Source organism: Saliphagus sp. GCM10025334 (genome assembly GCF_042663485.1).
Lineage (GTDB): Archaea > Halobacteriota > Halobacteria > Halobacteriales > Natrialbaceae > Natronosalvus.
On sequence record NZ_JBHTAF010000005.1, the window covers coordinates 97,805 to 115,912 of the forward strand.

Below are 18,108 nucleotides of genomic sequence, written 5' to 3' on the forward strand. Positions count from 1 at the left end.
GGGCGAGAATCTCACTCTATGCGGATACTGTACGTCGACGTCGATTCGCTGCGACCCGACCACCTCGGGTGTTACGGCTACCACCGAGAGACGTCACCGAACATCGACGAGATCGCCGCGGACGGGCGCCGGTTCACGAACGTCTACGCGTCCGACGCGCCGTGTCTCCCCTCGAGAACGGCGTTCTACACCGGCCGATTTGGCATCCACACCGGCGTGATCAATCACGGCGGGCAGAACGCCGACCCGCGCCGGCACGGTCCCGCGCGCGGCGAACGCTACCCGCGACGCTTCAGAACGCTCGCCTCGATTCTCGGCGAACAGGGGCTGGACACGGCGATGATCAGCCCGTTTCCCGCCCGTCACGACGCCTGGCAGGTCGTCGAGGGGTTCGACGAACTCTACGACACCGGCGGCAACGGGTCGGAGCGGGCCGACGAGGTCTACCCCTACGCCCGCGACTGGCTCGCCGAGCACGCTGCCGAGGACGACTGGTACCTCCACGTCAACTTCTGGGACCCCCACACCGAGTACACGACGCCGCTCGAGTACGGCCACCCGTTCGCGGACGAACCCGCTCCGGACTGGCCGACCGAGGACGTGATCGAGCGACACTACCAGGGGACCGGCGCCCAGAGCGCACAGGACCTGTGTAGCTGGGGCGACAAGCGAGACGCGCCCAGGATGCCCCCCGACGTCGCCTCGCGCGAAGACTTCGAGACCATGGTCGACGGCTACGATGTGGGCGTCCACTACATGGACAACCACGTCGGGAAGCTGTTCGATCTCCTGCGCGAGGCCGGTGTCTTCGAGGAGACGCTCGTCGTCGTGAGCGCCGACCACGGCGAGAACCTGGGGGAACTCAACGTCTACGGCGACCACCAGACGGCCGACGAGAAGACGTGCAACGTCCCGCTGATCGTTCGCGGCCCTGGGATCGAACCGGGCGTCGACAACGCGTTTCGGTACCAGCTCGATTTTCCGCCGACGCTCGTCGACCTCGTCGGCGGGGACGTCCCCGACGGCTGGGACGGGCGGTCGTTCGCCGAATCGGTCACCGGTGACGAAATGGACGACGGAAGCGGTCGCGAGCGCCTCGTGCTCAGCCAGGGCACCTGGACCTGCCAGCGGGCCGTTCGCTGGGACGACTGGCTGCTGGTCAAGACCTACCACGACGCGTTCAAGAGCGACCTCGAGGACCTCATGCTGTTCGACCTGGCCCACGACCCGCACGAGACGACGAACCTCGCCGACGAGCACCCCGACGTCGTCCGCGATGGGCTGAGCATGCTCCAGCAGTGGGTCGACGACCGCCTGCTCGAGGCCGCTCGCGGCGAGCGGGGCGGCAACCCCGGCGCCGAAAACGCCGTCACCGATCCACTGTGGCAGGTCCTCCGCGGCAAGGGGCCGTACTACACCTGGGGCGCGCTCGAGGACTACGCCGAGCACCTTCGACGGACAGGCCGAAGCGAGCACGCGACGGCGCTGCTCGAGCGTCACGGCTGACCGTTCACAGGCGTATTAGGGATCGCTTCCAGTGGCTCTCGGCTGCTTTTCAGCCAGTGTGAATTTCAGATGAGACGGCACTCGAGCGTCGAGACGTAACTCGAGCCTCTCGCGGCACCCGAATCAGGGAGACACGAGGTCCGATGCGAGAGCCGACGTGAGGTCGCCGCCATACTCGGACACCTCGAACGCCTCGGCGTACTCAACCTGCCGGCCGCGTTCGGGTCCGTGCTGTTCGATCAGGTCGTCGCGGAACCGATCGGCCGTCGCGCGCATCTCCGCGAGTCCCGGGATCGGATCCGTCTCGAGCCACTCGCGGCGATCGTCGGGGTCGTCGGGAACGGCCTCGAGTTCGCCTTTGTTGTACGGCAACCACTCGTACATCTGGGACTCGTGGCAGTCGAGTGCGTCGTACTTGCACTCGACGTGTTCGGGATCGATCGGCACGATGACGTCCGGCGTGAACGGGTACGGCCGCTCGAACGTGTCGAGCAGGTACGCGAACACGGGGTTGTCCTCGAGCGCCGGCGTCTCCGGACAGACGTTCGGGACGGTGACCATGTACGCCGCGTCTCGAACCAGTTGCGAGGTGTACCGGTGATCCGGGTGATAGTCGTTCGTCCGGTGGGTCAACACGAGGTCGGGGTCGTACTCGCGGATCAGCTCGATGACCGTCTCGCGGTTCTCGAGGGTCGGCTCGAGCCGGCCGTCCGGATTCTCGAGGACGCGATACTCGATACCGATGGTGTCGGCGGCCGCTGCAGCCTCTTGCCGACGGCGCTCGACGAGTTCGGCTCCGCTCTGTTCGTGGTGGCCGCCGCGGCCGTCAGTCATCGAGACGAACCGGACGTCGTGTCCGGCGTCCGTCCACGAACACGCCAGCCCGCCGGCGCGAATGTCGGGGTCGTCGGGGTGGGCGCCGATCACCAGCAGTCGTCTGGACATGGCTACAGTACGACCGGTGGATGACGAAAACGTTGCGGTCGCTCGAGGGGGAGGTCGTGGTTGGAGCCGAGAGCGGTCGCGATCCTGGACGACGAACAAGTCCCGCTACGCGAGCGCGTCGCCGATCCACTCGAGGTGCGTCTCCGTCAGCAAGGAGTGGTGGTAGATCGAAAGCCGGCCGTCGGTCACCGACCGGATTCCCTCCACGAGGGCGGCCACCTGATCGGACCCGTCGACGACGGCCGGAGAGAGCGTGATGCCGGCGTCGATCGGGCAGTCCACGACGCGCTCGAGCGCCGCGATTCGCTCGCGAGCCGTCTCGGCCTCGGCGACGTAACACAGCGCCGTCACCCGGTCGATGTGGGACTCGAGGAGCTCCAGGTCGACGCCCGCCGCGGGGAGCGCCGCTGGCGCCTGACCGTAGGCCTCCATCGCGTAGTAGTTGAGCGGCGTCGATCCGGACGCCGTGGCGAGTCGCTCGATCAATGCTTCGATTACAGTCGCGCGGAACTCGAGTAGGTCGTCCACGAGTGGTTCCCGCTCGCGAAGGTCGTCGATCGGCGGCAACGAGGCGTTTGGATCGGCGAGCGAGGGGCGAATGAGCTCCTGGACGCGCTCTCGTGCTCGCTCGAGGTCGACCCGGTGCGACGCGGCGGCTGACCGACAGCCGTCGCAGAAACACTGCGAGAGGAGTACCGATTCGGCGCCGCTCGTCACCGTCTGGCGTTTGTCGTGGCCGTACTGCGATCCGTGGTCGTGAAACGCGCTCGGGAAGCCGATCGACTCGAGCTGGACCTCGTCGACGCCACGGTCGCGGATCGACTCGACAACCGCCGCGAAGTAGTCCTGTACCGCGGGGTGAGACGGGCACAGCGAGTGGTCGTGAGCGTCGCCGAACGCGCTCTCGAACCGGTAGTCCGGGTTCGTCGATCCCAGTCGCGTGTTGTGGAGACAGACCGTCCACGCGTTGACGGCCATCCCGTGATCGTGTGCGCCGTCGGCGACTTCCGCGAGCGGATCGTCCCACGAGCCGACGCGGTTGACCGACGGTTCGATTGGCAGGTCGTCGAACCGTTCACCAGGCTCGAAGTAACAGCCGCCGCCGTAGGCGCGAAACAGGTCGTCGGGAAAACGGGGCTGCATCGACCGAACGGAGTGGTAGTGGCTGGCGACGTTCATCGCCTCGATACCGTGGTCGGCCAGGCGTTCACAGGCCGCCTCGAGTCCCTCGCGCTCGAGCGTCCAGGGATAGGTCCACAGAGCTGGCATGTCGGGATAGTCGAAGGGGGCCGGCATAAAGGTAGTCGCCCCGGCCGTCGATGAGACGGAGACCCTCGGACCCCAGGGTCGTACGGGGTCGCGGTATCTTTATGCCGACACAGAAATGAGAGGGATAACTATGAGCGACCTTGCCATCGACGGCGGAGCGAAAGCAGCCGAAGCACTCTCGATTCCGGAGTGGCCACAGCCGACGGATACGTCTCGAGCGTATCTCCTCGAGGCGTTCGAGAGCGGCAACTGGTGTCGCGGACCGTGGATCGAACGTCTCGAGGACGAATTTGCCGCGTACCACGACGCCGAACACGCGATCGCCGTCAGTAACGGGACCGTCGCGATCGAACTGGCGCTCCGAGCCGTCGGCGTCGAGCCCGGCGACGAGGTGATCGTCCCCTCCTACTCCTTTATCGCGAGTGCGAGCGTCGTTCCCGCCGTGGGGGCGATTCCGCGATTCGCCGATACCGACCCGGAGACGTTCAATATCGACCCCGATTCGGTACGCGAGCAGATCACCGACGACACGGTCGGGATCATCGGCGTCCACTTCGCGGGGTATCCGATGGACATGGACGAACTGCTGCCGATCGTCGAGGAACACGACCTCTTCCTGATCGAGGACGCGGCCCACGCGCAGGGATCGGAGTGGCGCGGCCAGAAGGTCGGCACCTTCGGGGAGTTCGGGACGTTCTCGTTTCAGGAAACGAAGTCACTTCCCAGCGGCGAAGGCGGCATCGTCGTCACCGATAACGACGTGCTCGCGGAACGAGCCCGAGTCATGCAGAACATCGGCCGTTCGCAAGGTGAGACGGGATATCGTCACTACAAACTCGCCTCGAACTCCCGGATGTCCGCGTTCCAGGCCGCCGTCGCGATCGGCCAGCTCGAGAAACTGCCCGAGGAGAACGAACGCCGCGAGGCGAACGAGAGACTCCTCCTCGCCGAACTCGAAGAGATCGACGGGATACACACCAAACCGCGAGACGATCGCATCACCGCTCGCGGCTACTGTCTCGAGAACGTTCGCTACGACGCCGAGGCGTTCGGTGGGCTCAGCCGCGACCGATTCATCGAGGCCGTGCGCGCCGAGGGCGTGCCGGTCTACGACGGCTACGAAGTACCGATCTACAAGCAGCCGGCGTTCTTCCGCGATCAGGTTCGGCGGCTTCTCCCACCCGGAACGGACGTCCCGGACTACTGGAACCTGCACCTTCCCGGTGCGGAGCGACTGTGCAGGGAGAACGTCGCCTACAGCCACCCGGTGTTGCTCGCCGAGGAGGAGGGCATTCGAACGATTCCCGCTGCGATCCGAAAGGTGAAAGACCACGCCGACGAACTCCGTGAGCGGTAAAGTGGTCGACAGCGACGACGATCCATCGGTGCTCGAGCGGACGGCAACGGGTGGCGTGCCGGCGTCGTAACCGCTATCATCACGCCCGAATCGTCGCTCTGGTTCGTGGAGTTCGCCGCTAGGAGGACGGACGTTAGCTCCCGGTCGGTAGGGGTTGTAATCCGTTCGAGAAAGTCAGGGCCGGTCGAGAACGCCCCGACCATCTCGCTCGGCGACCTCGACCAGCCACTCGAGTGACGATTCGTACGCCGACGCGGTCTCGGGGTAGATCGTCCGATCGTTCTCGCGCAGCCTCGAGAGCGTCTCGATCGCCGATCGGTAGTCCGCCTCGGCTTGGGCGGGCGGTCGATCGCTGAGCGAACGGTTCACGTGCGCGAGCAGCGTTCCGGACGGGCGCTTCCACCACGTCGGCAGAATTAGTCCACCCAGTTCGCGGTACACATCGAACCCCTCCGGAACGAACGGGCCGAGTGCGTGCCGGGTCACCGATCGCGAGTACGCATCTCGGTCCTCGACGGTCGTCGAGTTCCAGAGTCGATCCGCGAAGATCGGTATCGCCGACGGGAGTGCCCGTTCGAAGTACGCCCGCTCCGTCTCGTCGGACGGTTCCCACGCGAGCAGTCCCCCGCCACGAACCTGCGACGCACGTTCGTCCGGCACCGTCGGCCGACGCGTGGGCGCCCACCCGAGCATGTAGTCCTCCGTGATCCAGCCACGGACGTAGGCCGCGTGGACGTAGGAGTTGATCACGTCGAACCCCTCCTCAAGGAATCGCTTCAGGCTGCACCCCTCGACTGGACCCCGGTCGGGCGCCGCGACGCGCCAGAAGTGGATCAGCAGGTCTCGGGGGAGATCGGGCGATTCCGAGATGTCGATCTGGTCGTTCCAGACGATCGTCCGGCGGTCGTGGCCGGCGAGGAAGTCGTGGAGGTGGCGAACGAACGCATAGAAGTGCTCGGTGGCCGTCTCGGAACCGTCCGCGGCCATCTTCGCCTGGCAGTCGACGCACTCGTCCCAGGAGTATCCCTGCATCTCCCACTCGTCGCCGCCGACGTGGACGTACTCGAAGGGGAACTGCTCGATCACCTCCTCGAGCAGCGTCTCGACGAACTCGACGGTCTCTTCGGAGCCGATACAGATCGTCCGGTCGGCGGGCTCGCCGTCTTCGACGGTACACCGGAGTTCGGGGTACCGCTCGAGGAGGTGACTGGCGTGAGCCGGAACGTCGATCTCGGGAACGACGTCGATCCCGCGGTCGCCCGCGTAGGTGACGAGTTCGTCGACGTCCTCCGGCGAGTACGCGGGACGGGGCGTGCCGTCCGCGTCCTGGTTCAGTCTGGGGTAGGCCGCGGATTCGAGGGCGTACCCCTCGTCGTCGAGCAGGTGGAGGTGGAGTCGATTGTACTTCGCCCGGGCGGCCTGGTCGATCCGTCGTTTCACCTGCTCGACCGGGAGAAAGCCGCGGGCCGGGTCGAGCATGAACTCACGCCAGGACGACTCCGGCCAGTCGTGGATTTCGCAGGCGGGCAGGGTCCACTGCTCGTGTCCGTCGCCCTCACCGACTCGTGAAATTCCGGTCACGAACGTCTGGCAGCCGTGTCGGAGGCCGTCGGCGGTCGCGGCTCGAATCGTTACCCTCTCTGCGTCGGCGTCCGCTTCGAGGACGTACCCCTCCGGGTCGTCGAACGCGTCGGCAGGCGCGTCCTCGAGTCGCAGTTCGACGTCCGCGTCGTCAGTGCCTCGCCGTACCGGGGCGTTCGTCTCCCGCTCGAGGAGCGTTTCGAACAGGGAAACGACGGCTGGGGGGACGTCCGTCCCCGTGGCGAGCGCAAACGGCGGCTCGAATCGGACGGTTCCGCTCGTCGCCTCGACGCGACGCGGTCGAGGAACGACGCGTAGCTCGGTCGCTGTCATGTGGTATCGGCTCCGATGGAGGCGAGGGCCTTAATCGTTTGTACCGCTGATCGCCGCGCAATCGCTCGGCTAAACACGATGGCCGGTACGCGATCGCTCGAGCCCCGTCGCTTCGCTTTCTTGGTGGCGCCGGTGACGAACCCATACCGTGCCAGTATTTATAATTGCTCGAGAATACCCTACACCAGATGGCGATCCAATCAGCCCTGTTCAGCAAGGTTCTGCGCGACCGGAGCCTCGAGAAGGCCGTCGATCTGACGGCCGAAATCGGCTACGACGGGTTCGAACCGATGTGCCGGGGCCCCCACCTCGACGTCGACCGGACGACCGACGAGGTTGCTGCCCTCCGGGAACGTCTCGACGATCACGACCTCGACGTCCCGTGTCTCGCGACCTACACGGGTGCGTACGTCGGCAAGTCCCGATCCGAGTGTGAGGCTCAGCTCGAGGAACTCGAGCGATTCCTCGAGTTCGCGACGCTGCTCGAGTGCGACTTCGTCCGGCACAATCCCGGCGGGCCGGCCCCGTGGAAGGCGACCGACGAGGACGTCGAGACGGCCGCGACGTGGTACCAGCGGGCCGCTGATCGGGCCGCGACGTACGACGTCGCCCTCTTGATCGAAATCCACGCCCGCTGGCTCTCTGAAACGGTCTCGGGTACGGAGCAACTGCTGTCGGCCATCGACCGGGACAACGTGGGCGTCATCCACGACGCCGGAAACATGTTCCTCGTCGGTGAGGCGTACGATGCCGACTCCGTCGACCGACTGGGCGACGACCTGCGCCACGTCCACATCAAGGACGAGCAACTCATCGCCGACGGGGACACCAATGGGAACGAGAACGAGGACGAGGACGAGGACGAGGACGGGGACGGGGACGCCCCCGGCGCGTTCCGCCTCGAGACCGCCGACGGCCTGCGGACGTATCGACCTCGCCGACTCGGCGAAGGCGAGGTCGATCACGCGCCTCTGTTCGAGGCGCTGGCGGCGGCCGAATACGATGGGTTCGTCACCGCGGAGTGTAGCGTTCCACAGGACGAACCCGGCGACGACGTTGCGATTGCAACGCACGAATTCGAACGACTCACGTCGCTCATCGACCATGTTAACTGACAACTCCACGACCGACGCTCGTACCGAAACCGACCGACCAGCAACGCGGTGGTCCCAATGACCGACGCCAACGGGCCACGACTCGCGACCCCGGAGGAGTTCTCGGAGATGATGGGCCTGCTCGATCGCTATTTCGCCTACGAGCGCGGCGGGATGCAGGCCAGCCTCCCGTTCGCGTACGACCCGGAACACGTCGACCACCACGCGATCATCGTCGAGGACGACCGCATCGTGAGTCACATCGGTGCCGTCCCACAGACCCTCTCGACCGGTGTCGACGGCAAGACGGTCGAGTGCTGGGGCATCGGCGGCGTCGCCACCGACAGACGGTACCGCGGCAACGGTTACATGAGCGAGTTGCTCGAGTTCTGGTTCGATCGGATGGTCAACGAGAACGTTCCCCTCTCCGATCTGAGCGGCAACCGCCAGCGCTACGCCCACTTCGGCTACGAGAATGTCGGCACCGAGTGCCAGTACAAGCTCACCGAGCGATCGTTCGACGGCGACGCGACCACCTCGGATGCTGTCGTCGGCTACGACGCCGACACCCACCTCGAGACGCTCCACGAGATCCACGAGGCCGAACCGTATCGCGTGGTCCGCGACCTGGACGGGACTCGAACTGTCCTCGGGCAGCGCGACCTGGAAACGTTCGTCTACGGCGGAAACGGCATCGGAGCTGGTGGCAACGATAATACAAACGGCCCGGCGTACCTAAGCCTCACTCGAACGAGTCGCAGCCGTACGATCGAGGAGTTCGGCGGCTCCAAACGCGGCCTCGAGACACTACTCGGCCACGTCCTGGCACTGCTCGACCTGAACGAACTGACGGCGCGCGTCCCGCCGTGGCACCCGCTCGAGTCGGTCGTCTCTCGTCACAGCCGATTCTGGACGGCGCGCCCGCACCGGAAGTTCCGCATCAACGACCTGCAGGCCGTGCTCGAGGCGTTCGAGGGGCAATTCGAACGACGGTGGCTCGAGAGCGGGCGATCCGACGAGGAAAGCGTCGAACTCGCCATCGCGGGCGAGCAGTCGGTTCGGATCGGCTACGGTCCCGACGGGGTGTCGGTTGAGTCCGGGCGTGAGGAACCGGACGTCGAGTGCGAGCGAACGACGATGTCCTCGCTCCTGTTCGGCATGCACGACCGATGTGCCCACCTTCGGGCGGGCGATCCGCTGCTCGAGACGGCCCTGCCGCTCAGATTCTTCGTGTGGGCATCCGAGCACGTCTGACGGTCCCACTCTCCATCTCGACACGGGTTCCACTTCGGACTCCGTTTTCGGCGTAAGGAATGTCTCGAGTCGAGCTTATCGCTTGCTCGGTCGCGTCGGCGTTTCCTCGCTCCCGAAGATTTGCTGCTGGAAGCTCCAGTCCAGCCCGGCGGTGAGTCCGCCGTCGACGACGAGGTGCGTGCCATTGACGAACGAAGACATGTCCGAGGCGAGAAAGAGGGTCGCGTCGGCGACCTCCTCCGGTCGGCCGAATCGGCCGGCGGGATACTGGTCGATCCACTGGTCGCGCTGGGTCCACTCGCCGTCGTGTTCGTCTGACGCGCGGCTCTCGCCGGTCTCTTCCATCTGGCCGCTCCGTCTGTCGGTTTCGATGGTCCCCGGGCAGACGACGTTCGACCGGATACCGTGACGACCGTACTGCGTCGCGATGAGTCGCGAGAGACCGAGGACGCCGCTCCGGGCGGAGGAGTAGGCGATCTGCCCGATCCCGTCGAGGCCGTTGACCGAGGACATGTGGACGATCGACCCGCCGCCGTTCTCGACCATCGGGGGGAGCACCTCTCGAGAGGTCAGAAAGAGCGACTTCAGGTTGAGTTCGACGGTGCGGTCCCAGGCTTCCTCGTCGATCCGATGGAGGTTGTCGTCGTTAATCGAACCGCCGGCGTTGCTGACGAGGACGTCGATCCCGCCGAATCGCTCGAGGGTCGCGTCGACCAGCACCTCGATCTCGTCGGCGTTCGTGACGTCACAGGGGACGCCGATGGCGTCGACGCCGTACTCCGTGCGAAGTTCCTCCGCGACGGTCGTCACGTCGTCTTCGTTGCGCGAGGAGACGACCAGGTTCGCGCCTTCAGCCGCGAAGCGGTCGACGATGGCCCGTCCGATTCCGCGGGTTCCGCCGGTGACGATCACCGTCTCGTCTGCGAGTAGTCCCGACATCGTATTCGAGGTATGCGATGCTATCGTCTTAACCGATTGGGTCTCGCCAGCACGCGCCTGGATCACTCGTCGTCTCGATCGACTGGCCGCGGCGTTAGGTCGTCCGGTAGTCGATCTGTCCGAGCACCCACTCGACGGCGGGATCGCCGAGAACGAGGTTGCAGAGATCGATCAGGTGCGTTCCGGAGTCGAAGACGTTTTTCGTCGTGAGTTCGACTCGAGACGGGCCGCCGATTCGTCCCGTTTCGACGATATCGGCAACGCGCTGACTCGGCGTCGCGACTCGTCGCTGGTGATTGAACGGCAACTGTACGCTGTTTTCCTCGCAAACTGTCTTCATTCGGCGGCTGTCGCCCGGCGTGGCGGCCATCGGCTTCTCGCAGTGTATTGCCTACAGCGTTTCGGTGACTTCTGCGCAGTCAACGACGATGTCCGCGTGCGTTGGGACTGGCGTACAGACGCTGACGACATCCGGATTTAGCACCTCGAGCATTCGTTCGTGGTCCGTGAACACGTTCGCGTCGTCGATTCCGTTTCGATCGGCGAACGCACGGGCGTTCTCCTCGACGATATCCGTACACGCAACGGACACGCAGTCAGGGGATGTTCGTCGTAGCCGCGGGCGTGACGATAGGCCATCGCTGCGCTCTCTCCCCACACTGGGTTATCCGGTTCCAGTCCTGTTCCGATATACGCGACCTCGTACTGGCTCATGTTAGAGACGGTTGCTGGAGTGGCAGGAAGTAGATTGGGGTGACTGTGGCTCGATTACGATTCGAGCGCTCGAGTGGCGTCTCGACCGTCGACTCACCGCGCGGCACGGATGCCCGCTCCAGAAAGACCTTTGAGCTATCGCTCGAGAGAAGGCGTATGGCCGACTCACCGACGACCGTCGAAGAGCTATCTCTGGAAGCGAAGGTCGGACAGTTGATCCACGCGGGAATCGGACTCGGGAACTTCGAGACCGACACCGGGTGGCCCACCGAGGAGATGAAGACGATCCTCGAGGCCGTCCGACCGGGGGCACTGCGGATCTACGGAAACCACCGGGTGACGCCCCACTTCATGGCCCAGTACACGAATCAGTTACAGGAGTGGGCCGCCGACGTGGACCCCGGAGTACCACTGTTGATATCCGCAGACTGCGAGTACGGGACCGTCGACATCGTCAGACACGAGACTCGCGCGTACCCGGCGCTCATGGGACGGACGGCCGCCGGCGACCTCGACCTCGTGAGGGACGTCTCGTCGGCGATCGCACAGGACATGCTGGGGATGGGACTCACCATGAACCACCAGCCAGTCGTCGACGTCAACACCAACCCCGACAATCCCGTCATCGGCGTTCGCTCTCCCGGCACCACGCCTGAGACGGTCGCCACGTATGCGACGGCCACGCTCGAGGGAATCCACGCGGAAGACCAGATCGCCGTCGCAAAACACTTTCCGGGCCACGGTGACACCGAACTCGACTCCCACATGGAGTTACCGCACGTCACTTACGACCGAGAAACCCTCGAGCGGGTCCACCTGCCGCCGTTCGAGACGATGATCGAGGAGGGCGTCGACTGCATCATGACCTCCCACATTGTCGTCGAGTGTCTCGATCCGGACCTTCCCGCGACGCTCTCTCCGGCGATCCTCACTGACCTCCTCCGGGACGACCTCGGCTTCGACGGCGTCGTCGTCACCGACGCGATGATGATGGACGCCATCGCCGACAACTACCCCGTCGGTGAGGCCGCCGTACGGGCCATCGAGGCCGGCGCCGACCTCGTCCTCACCGGATTCGTCCCCGCCGATGACCTCCTGGAGACGCGAGATGCGATCCTGGAAGCGGTCGAGTCTGGTCGCCTCTCCGAATCTCGCATCGACGAGTCCGTCGAACGCATCCTGGCGCTGAAAGATCGCTACGACGTCGGTGAGCGTCGGTACGTCGATCCGCTCGAGGCTATCGAGTCGATGGCGAGCGCCGAGCACGAATCGATCGCTCGCGAGGCCTACGAGCGATCGTTCTCCGTTCTGGGCAACGGCGACGTCCTCCCACTTTCTGCGGATTCGTCCGTCCTCCTCACCGGGATTAGGGGCGTTCAGGATCTCGAACCACACCTCGACGCCGCCTTCGGGGACGTTCTCTCCTGCTCGCTCGCCCCCGGCGACGTTCGCACGCTCGACGATCCGAAGCCGACGATGGAGCCGGAGTCGACGGACCGATCCCTCGAGACGCTCCGGTCGGTCGCCGACAGCGTCGACGTCGCCGTCGTCACGACCTACGCCCGCGAGGCGTTTCCGGCGGGCCAGCGACGGATCGTCGAGGAACTCTCGACGGCGGTTCCGGTAGTCGTCGTCTCTCTCGGCCTCCCGAACGAGTACCGTGACCTGCCAGAGGGTGTGGCCTACGTCGCGACCTACGCCCAGGACCGTCTCGGTCTGCCCTCGCCGCTGCCGGACTCGGCTGGGGCGGCACTCGCCGACGTGCTCGCCCGGGACCCCGACGTGCTCGAGTCGCTCCCGGTAGAGTGAGGGTCGTCTGGTAGTCGTTTCGGTTGGATACGGTTTTTCGTCACCCAAACACCCGAACTGCCGTGTGAGCCTTCGGTTCGCTTCTCGAGCACGTCTTTGGCTATCGTCCGGACTTTGGCTATCGTACTCGAGACGGACAATTCCAGAACAGTAATCGCGCCTCGACTTCGGCAAAACTCGAAGACAACTCGAGTGTGGCAGTGTTGCAGATGGACCGTGCAGTCCCGTCTGCATCGATCCGTGTCGAAAAGATGAAAGGGAATCGCTCGTCCGGTCGTTTCTTCGGTTACTTCGGGGAGATGTGTCCGCGCATGGCCGCGTGGAACGAGCCACGGTAGGCCTCCCAGTCGCTGTTGTCGGTCGCGAACTCCCATTTTTCGACGTTGCCCCAGGAGCCGGACATCGGCTGGAACAGGTCGATTCCGGGGAGGTAGAAGTTCCAGAACCAGGTGAACGTCTCGGCGATCTCCTTGCTCCGTTCTTCGGACTCCGCCGTCATCCACTCCTGGAAGAGTTCGTACAGGTTGACCTCCTGGGTCGATCCCGAGAGATCTTCCTGACCGACTTCTTCCGGAATCTCGACGATGAGTTCCTTGCCGTTGTACGGCGAGCGCTCTTCGCCGTTCGCCAGCGCATCCTCGATGAGTGCCTCGTCGCCAAGGTCGTTGCCGGCAGCGTGGGTCGGTCGGAAGTACGCGTACGGGTGAGCGATCAGGGAGCCGTGGTTGCCCATCGAGAGGTCGAACTCGACGTGGTCCTCGGTGCTGTCGTTGTACGCTGCACCCTCGAGAACTTGCAGATCCGTCTCGAACCCGAAGTTCGAAAGCTTGTCCGCTGCCGTTCGGGCAGGGTTCGAGGCCCAGTCGGGGACGACCATCTCGAGCGAGATGGACTCGCCGTCGTCGTCGACCCAGCTGTCGCCGTCCTGCTCGTACCCGATCGAGTTGAGGAGTTCCGCTGCGCCTTCCTCGTCCGCGCCCACGGGGTACTCGATGAAGTCGTCAACGTAGCTGCCCATCCACTGCTCGGTGACCGCCTCTGGAAGTCCCGTCTGCGCCGTCCGGACCGAGTTCGGCGGCGCGAAGTTCTCGGAGACGTTCTCGATGCTGAGAAGGTGTGCGATGGCTCGGCGGAACTCGAGTTGACGAATGTGTTTGGAACCTTGTCCGTCCATCATGAACTCGAGTTTCCGCATGAACGTACTCTCGAACGACCCGATCGTTTCCAGGTGCTCCACTTCCTGGTCGCCGAGCCAGTTCGAGAGCTGGGCGAATCCGAAGTCGAGGTCGCCGCCGACCATCTGCTGGGCGATGGCGTCGCCGGAAGCGAGCACGTAGTCGAGTTTGTCGATCTCGATCTGGTCAGCGTACGGGTGATCTTCGAACAGTTCGCAGTAGATGCCCTGCTCGTCGTAGTCGACGGCCTGGAATGCGCCGAGGCCGAGACCTTCGTCGATGAAGGTGTCCATGTCGATCGGCATCTCCTCGCCCAACCGCTCCTCGATCTCGAGGCGTTCGTCGTCGGTCGTGGCGTCCTGGAGCTCCTCGGCCCACGGTTTGTACTTGTCACGGTGCCCTCGCATCATCTCGCCGAGGTAGCCACCGAGGGAGTTCCCGACCAGTTCGGGGTTCTGTGGCTCTTTGTACTCGCGGATGATCGTCCCACCGTTGTTCTCGAGGTGGAGGGCCGCGTAATTGCTCGAATCTGGGCTGAGCAGGCGAGCGACCTCGCCGTACCAGTACTTGTCGGCGGCGTTGACCACGTCGCCGTTCCACCAGGAGAACTCCTCGTTGTGGTGGACGGTCAGTTCCTGGGTGTCGGGGTCGTAGTCCCAGTCCTCTATGAGGTCGTGGGTCATCGAACCGTCGGCAAACCATCGCTGAACCGGCTCGAGGAGCAGCCACGAGGGCGTCCACGGGTAGCTCGGAGCCCACGTGTTCCAGTTCATCTCGGTCGGGATCGACTGCATGAACGTCGTGATCGTGGTCGAATCACCGCCGTTCCCACCGTTCCCACCGTTCCCACCGTTTCCACCATTGCCGTTACCATCGTCTTCGGTGCTGAAACAACCAGCAACGCCACCGGTGACCATTGCTGATGTTGCTGCCATCATCTTCCGCCGAGTGAGGTACTCTTTCGCGGAAGAGATAGTCTTATCTTTGTTACCTTGCGGCATACGATGACTACGTTACAAGCAGTAGCCTAAATATATTTCCATAATAATTCTTTCATTTCTCTCTTGGGACAACGGGTCGTTCACGTGTTTCAATCGGTCGAGCGAAGTCGGGTGACGAATAACACCAGGGGAGCCGGCCAATTCGTCCTGGTGAACCGATCGGACTGTCGAGAGAATCGCTTCGGAGAGGAGACAGACTTACCGTCGCTGCACGGTCTTGAGCGCGAGATAAAAGAAACTCCCGGCGACGATCGCTGAAAGACCGAAGACGCCAAACATCGCCGCAAAAACGCCGTCGTGCGCGGTCAGCATCAGGTAGCTCTGGTTGACGACTTCGAAGAACACCGCGATGAGAAACAGGATGACGCCTATCACGATGGTGGACAGCAAGAGCGATCCTCGGAGGGTCTTGAGAACCTGATAGAGGTGCTCGGTCGTTGGAGTCGAATCCGTCGTCGTTTGGGTAGCCATTTCGTACCAGGGGTTTCACAACAGGCCGATATAAATCTTGTCTCGGCGTCCAATGACACGGGTTCGAATCGAATCCGTGGTCAGTGCTCGTGATCCTCGCCGCCGCCGACTTTCTTCGAGTGACGCGCCCTGATCCGGGGATTGAACACGCGGTCCATCCCCTGGGAGAAGAGGATCAACCCGAACGAGACGATGACGACCGCCATCATCGGCCAGAATATCTGGTAGAAGTTCGCCATGTTGACCAGGGCGAACCCCTCACTGTAGGCCGTGTCCATCATGATCCCCCAGTTCGCCGTCGTGAACGGCAACACGCCGAGGAAGTACAGCGCGACGGACTCGAAGATGACGCTACGGCCCGCTTGCGCAGCGTTGATGAGGATGTACGGCATCAACTGCGGTGTGATGTCCCGGCTCAGGATCGTCGTCGACGGGATTCCCATCGTCCGGGACGCCTCCACGTAAGACTCCTCCCGGAGCGTCAGCACCTGTGAGCGGAGCGCTCGAGCGAGTCCCGGCCAGGCGTCGATGGCGAGGATGACGCCCACGAGCCAGGCCTGGCGGGGCGGATAGATCGCCGCGATGACGATGACCAGCGGGATGCCGGGCATGGTCATCACGATGTCGGTGATCGACATCAACACGGAGTCGACCTTGCCGCCCTTGTAGCCGGCCGTGATGCCGATCAGGATCGCGAGACCGACGGAAACGACCGCGCCGGCGATAACCATCTCCACCATGTCGGGTGTCGAGTGGATTAGCTGTCGGCCGATCGGCTCGCCGTAGTTGCTCGACCCCAGCGGTGCGTTGAACTCGACCCACGGGAACGACGCGGTCGTATCCATCCATCCGCCTTCTTCCGTGATCGCGGCGAATCCGCCGTCGAACGGCTGGTGATTCGTCGGCGCCTGGTTAGTCGCGGGAGACTTGACGATCGTCACGTGTTCCAGGAGCCACCAGTTCGAGGTCGAGACCTTCGCCACGACCCCGGTGAGCAAGAACAGCGAGATGACGAGGATGCCGATCCGAGTCCGCCAGTCGCTCCAGGCGACGCGGCCGGGCGTGAGCACGTACGCGTCGAGGAGCAATCCGAACCGTTCTCTCCGCGAGAGTTGTACCCTATCGGCTTCGGCAAGTTGGCCGAACAACTGGTCGTCGCTAAGCTGTGCGCCGCCGTCCGTTTCCGTTTCCGTTTTCGTTTCGTCAGTATGCTTCACTCTGATCACCTGAACCCGCTCGTGGATCGACGATTCCGTACGTGAACTCCGCGATGAGGATGCCGATGAGCGTGACGATCGTGAAGAACAGGAACGATCCCATGAGCAACGGGTAGTCACGCCGCATGATCGCGTCGTAGGTGTACCAACCGACGCCTGGATACGTGAAGATGTACTCGAGAACGACGCTGCTCGAGAAGACGGCGGCGATACCGATCATCATCTGGGTGTACAGCGGCAAGATTGCGTTCCGGGCGACGTACCGAGTCGCGATCCGACTCGAGCTAATCCCCCGCAACCTGGCGACCCGGAGGTAGTCCTCGCCCAGGATCCGCACGGAGTTGCCGCGCATTGCGAGCGCGCCGCCGCCGAAGCCGACGATGAAACTCGACATGATCGGGAGCGTCCCGTGGTGAACGATGCTCCACATGAACTCGGGATTGAGTCCAGCGGTGACGTCCCTGCCGTATCGCCCACTCCCCGGGAACCAGCCGAGATCGTACGCGAAAAACGCCAGGAAGAAGAAAGCTCCGACGTAGTACGGGATCGAGTTGAGGAAGGTGGCAGCCACCGTAGAGTAGCTGTCGAAACGCGACCCTTCCTTGTAGGCCATCGCCGCTCCCAGCAGGATGTTCGCGGTGTATCCGAACGCCAGGCCGTAGACGCTGATGAAGATGGACCACGGCATCGCGGCGAACAGGATGTCGAACACCGGGTCGCCGTACTGGATCGACTGGCCGAAGTCCTGGTAGATGATGACGTCTCGAAGGTACTCGACGTACTGAATGTAGATGGGTTTGTCTGGATCGAATCCCGTGTGGACTCGGATCATCTGATCGACCACTTCGGGGTCGGCGGTCTGCCCGCTCCCTGCGAGCCGACGCTCGAACTCCGCGCGCATCGCGTCGGCCGGACTACCGGGCATCAGCCGAAACAGTGCGAACGTGATCGTCGTCACCGCGAAAAGCGTCACGAACGCGTGGGCGATGCGTTCCCAGTAGTAGCGTAACCCGACGAGCACGCCGAAGAGAGAGACGAGCCCGTTACGGGTACGGTCTAGTAGCTGACTCATGTACTGCTATCGAGTGTCGTCTCGATACTAATATAGTTTGCCCCACCGGTGTGTTTTGGTTCGATTTGTGCACTCACTACGGGCCCACACGCTTCCTGTGTCACCGGCATCGAGTCAGCACGAATCCGCTCAACAGGGAGAGAATCGATAGTCCGACGACGTTCATCACGGTGACGACGTACGTCGGACTTCCGGGGTCGACAGTGTAGAGCCAGATGATGGAAAGGCCGAGAAAGCCGACCGAGAACGTAAACAGGAAACGCCAGCCCTGCTCGTAGTCACAGAGATGCTCAAGGAAACTTTTGTCGTATTTGCCGGTCATGTGCCATACGATTCGTCGGGGCATGAAAATAGTTGCCCCGCCGTCGGCC

At 63.7% G+C, this 18,108-nt stretch carries 16 protein-coding genes; 5 read left to right on the forward strand and 11 right to left on the reverse strand.

All coding sequences use genetic code 11. The annotated features are described in order from the left end of the window. Positions 1 to 18 precede the first annotated feature (18 nt). Positions 19 to 1,506: a sulfatase family protein gene (locus tag ACFQO4_RS17500; protein ID WP_500262145.1), complete on the forward strand. Its 1,488-nt coding sequence runs from the start codon at positions 19 to 21 to the stop codon at positions 1,504 to 1,506. Positions 1,507 to 1,629: 123 nt separating this feature from the next. Here the strand turns inward: ACFQO4_RS17500 and ACFQO4_RS17505 are convergent, their stop codons facing one another. Then, positions 1,630 to 2,451 (reverse strand): PIG-L deacetylase family protein, encoded by an 822-nt coding sequence (locus ACFQO4_RS17505; RefSeq protein WP_500262146.1) that lies wholly within the window; start codon positions 2,449 to 2,451, stop codon positions 1,630 to 1,632. A 105-nt stretch (positions 2,452 to 2,556) separates the two neighbouring features. Beyond that, a complete protein-coding gene (locus ACFQO4_RS17510) occupies positions 2,557 to 3,720 on the reverse strand; it encodes a hypothetical protein (protein WP_500262147.1) in 1,164 nt (387 codons plus the stop codon). 130 nt (positions 3,721 to 3,850) lie between these two features. On the opposite strand from ACFQO4_RS17510, the gene ACFQO4_RS17515 reads away from it, so the two are divergent. Continuing rightward, the gene (locus ACFQO4_RS17515; RefSeq protein ID WP_500262148.1) at positions 3,851 to 5,077 is read left to right on the forward strand and encodes a DegT/DnrJ/EryC1/StrS family aminotransferase; all 1,227 of its coding nucleotides are present in this window, start codon (positions 3,851 to 3,853) and stop codon (positions 5,075 to 5,077) included. A gap of 174 nt (positions 5,078 to 5,251) precedes the next feature. Here ACFQO4_RS17515 and ACFQO4_RS17520 read toward each other — a convergent pair whose 3' ends face one another. After that, positions 5,252 to 6,991 carry a family 20 glycosylhydrolase gene (locus tag ACFQO4_RS17520; RefSeq protein ID WP_500262149.1) on the reverse strand — a complete coding sequence of 580 codons (1,740 nt, stop codon included), beginning with the start codon at positions 6,989 to 6,991 and terminating at the stop codon, positions 5,252 to 5,254. A gap of 188 nt (positions 6,992 to 7,179) precedes the next feature. Here ACFQO4_RS17520 and ACFQO4_RS17525 point away from each other — a divergent pair, with 188 nt between their 5' ends. Continuing rightward, positions 7,180 to 8,106 (forward strand): sugar phosphate isomerase/epimerase family protein, encoded by a 927-nt coding sequence (locus tag ACFQO4_RS17525; RefSeq protein WP_500262150.1) that lies wholly within the window; start codon positions 7,180 to 7,182, stop codon positions 8,104 to 8,106. A 57-nt stretch (positions 8,107 to 8,163) separates the two neighbouring features. Next, positions 8,164 to 9,339: a GNAT family N-acetyltransferase gene (locus tag ACFQO4_RS17530; RefSeq protein ID WP_500262151.1), complete on the forward strand. Its 1,176-nt coding sequence runs from the start codon at positions 8,164 to 8,166 to the stop codon at positions 9,337 to 9,339. Between the two features lie 75 nt (positions 9,340 to 9,414). On the opposite strand, the gene ACFQO4_RS17535 is transcribed toward ACFQO4_RS17530, so the two are convergent. The 3 genes from ACFQO4_RS17535 to ACFQO4_RS17545 all read right to left on the reverse strand — a co-directional run bounded on the left by ACFQO4_RS17535 (position 9,415) and on the right by ACFQO4_RS17545 (position 10,870). Further along, positions 9,415 to 10,278 carry an SDR family NAD(P)-dependent oxidoreductase gene (locus tag ACFQO4_RS17535; RefSeq protein WP_500262152.1) on the reverse strand — a complete coding sequence of 288 codons (864 nt, stop codon included), beginning with the start codon at positions 10,276 to 10,278 and terminating at the stop codon, positions 9,415 to 9,417. Between the two features lie 94 nt (positions 10,279 to 10,372). Continuing rightward, a complete protein-coding gene (locus ACFQO4_RS17540) occupies positions 10,373 to 10,648 on the reverse strand; it encodes a hypothetical protein (protein WP_500262153.1) in 276 nt (91 codons plus the stop codon). 21 nt (positions 10,649 to 10,669) lie between these two features. Further along, the gene (locus tag ACFQO4_RS17545) at positions 10,670 to 10,870 is read right to left on the reverse strand and encodes a Gfo/Idh/MocA family oxidoreductase (protein ID WP_500262154.1); all 201 of its coding nucleotides are present in this window, start codon (positions 10,868 to 10,870) and stop codon (positions 10,670 to 10,672) included. A gap of 278 nt (positions 10,871 to 11,148) precedes the next feature. Between ACFQO4_RS17545 and ACFQO4_RS17550 the strand changes: the two genes are divergently transcribed. After that, positions 11,149 to 12,801 carry a glycoside hydrolase family 3 protein gene (locus ACFQO4_RS17550; RefSeq protein WP_500262155.1) on the forward strand — a complete coding sequence of 551 codons (1,653 nt, stop codon included), beginning with the start codon at positions 11,149 to 11,151 and terminating at the stop codon, positions 12,799 to 12,801. Between the two features lie 286 nt (positions 12,802 to 13,087). Here the strand turns inward: ACFQO4_RS17550 and ACFQO4_RS17555 are convergent, their stop codons facing one another. The 5 genes from ACFQO4_RS17555 to ACFQO4_RS17575 all read right to left on the reverse strand — a co-directional run bounded on the left by ACFQO4_RS17555 (position 13,088) and on the right by ACFQO4_RS17575 (position 18,059). Then, positions 13,088 to 14,911 (reverse strand): ABC transporter substrate-binding protein, encoded by a 1,824-nt coding sequence (locus ACFQO4_RS17555; RefSeq protein WP_500262156.1) that lies wholly within the window; start codon positions 14,909 to 14,911, stop codon positions 13,088 to 13,090. Positions 14,912 to 15,175: 264 nt separating this feature from the next. Beyond that, positions 15,176 to 15,448, reverse strand: a complete 273-nt coding sequence (locus tag ACFQO4_RS17560; RefSeq protein ID WP_500262157.1) for a hypothetical protein — start codon at positions 15,446 to 15,448, stop codon at positions 15,176 to 15,178. A gap of 80 nt (positions 15,449 to 15,528) precedes the next feature. Beyond that, complete coding sequence (locus tag ACFQO4_RS17565) at positions 15,529 to 16,665, reverse strand: ABC transporter permease (protein ID WP_500262158.1); 1,137 nt, start codon at positions 16,663 to 16,665, stop codon at positions 15,529 to 15,531. Beyond that, entirely contained in the window at positions 16,652 to 17,737 is a 1,086-nt protein-coding gene (locus ACFQO4_RS17570; RefSeq protein WP_500262159.1) for an ABC transporter permease, read from the reverse strand. The genes ACFQO4_RS17565 and ACFQO4_RS17570 overlap by 14 nt, the downstream gene beginning before the upstream one ends. A gap of 100 nt (positions 17,738 to 17,837) precedes the next feature. Further along, on the reverse strand, positions 17,838 to 18,059 hold the full coding sequence (locus ACFQO4_RS17575) for a hypothetical protein (protein WP_500262160.1): 222 nt from the start codon (positions 18,057 to 18,059) through the stop codon (positions 17,838 to 17,840). Positions 18,060 to 18,108 lie beyond the last annotated feature (49 nt).

Excerpts from the sequence above, each read along its gene's own strand:
- ACFQO4_RS17500 (WP_500262145.1), top strand. The coding sequence starts at position 19 with ATGCGGATACTGTACGTCGACGTCGATTCGCTGCGACCCGACCACCTC.
- ACFQO4_RS17505 (WP_500262146.1), bottom strand. The coding sequence starts at position 2,451 with ATGTCCAGACGACTGCTGGTGATCGGCGCCCACCCCGACGACCCCGAC.
- ACFQO4_RS17510 (WP_500262147.1), bottom strand. The coding sequence starts at position 3,720 with ATGCCAGCTCTGTGGACCTATCCCTGGACGCTCGAGCGCGAGGGACTC.
- ACFQO4_RS17515 (WP_500262148.1), top strand. The coding sequence starts at position 3,851 with ATGAGCGACCTTGCCATCGACGGCGGAGCGAAAGCAGCCGAAGCACTC.
- ACFQO4_RS17520 (WP_500262149.1), bottom strand. The coding sequence starts at position 6,991 with ATGACAGCGACCGAGCTACGCGTCGTTCCTCGACCGCGTCGCGTCGAG.
- ACFQO4_RS17525 (WP_500262150.1), top strand. The coding sequence starts at position 7,180 with ATGGCGATCCAATCAGCCCTGTTCAGCAAGGTTCTGCGCGACCGGAGC.
- ACFQO4_RS17530 (WP_500262151.1), top strand. The coding sequence starts at position 8,164 with ATGACCGACGCCAACGGGCCACGACTCGCGACCCCGGAGGAGTTCTCG.
- ACFQO4_RS17535 (WP_500262152.1), bottom strand. The coding sequence starts at position 10,278 with ATGTCGGGACTACTCGCAGACGAGACGGTGATCGTCACCGGCGGAACC.
- ACFQO4_RS17540 (WP_500262153.1), bottom strand. The coding sequence starts at position 10,648 with ATGGCCGCCACGCCGGGCGACAGCCGCCGAATGAAGACAGTTTGCGAG.
- ACFQO4_RS17550 (WP_500262155.1), top strand. The coding sequence starts at position 11,149 with ATGGCCGACTCACCGACGACCGTCGAAGAGCTATCTCTGGAAGCGAAG.
- ACFQO4_RS17555 (WP_500262156.1), bottom strand. The coding sequence starts at position 14,911 with ATGGCAGCAACATCAGCAATGGTCACCGGTGGCGTTGCTGGTTGTTTC.
- ACFQO4_RS17560 (WP_500262157.1), bottom strand. The coding sequence starts at position 15,448 with ATGGCTACCCAAACGACGACGGATTCGACTCCAACGACCGAGCACCTC.
- ACFQO4_RS17570 (WP_500262159.1), bottom strand. The coding sequence starts at position 17,737 with ATGAGTCAGCTACTAGACCGTACCCGTAACGGGCTCGTCTCTCTCTTC.
- ACFQO4_RS17575 (WP_500262160.1), bottom strand. The coding sequence starts at position 18,059 with ATGACCGGCAAATACGACAAAAGTTTCCTTGAGCATCTCTGTGACTAC.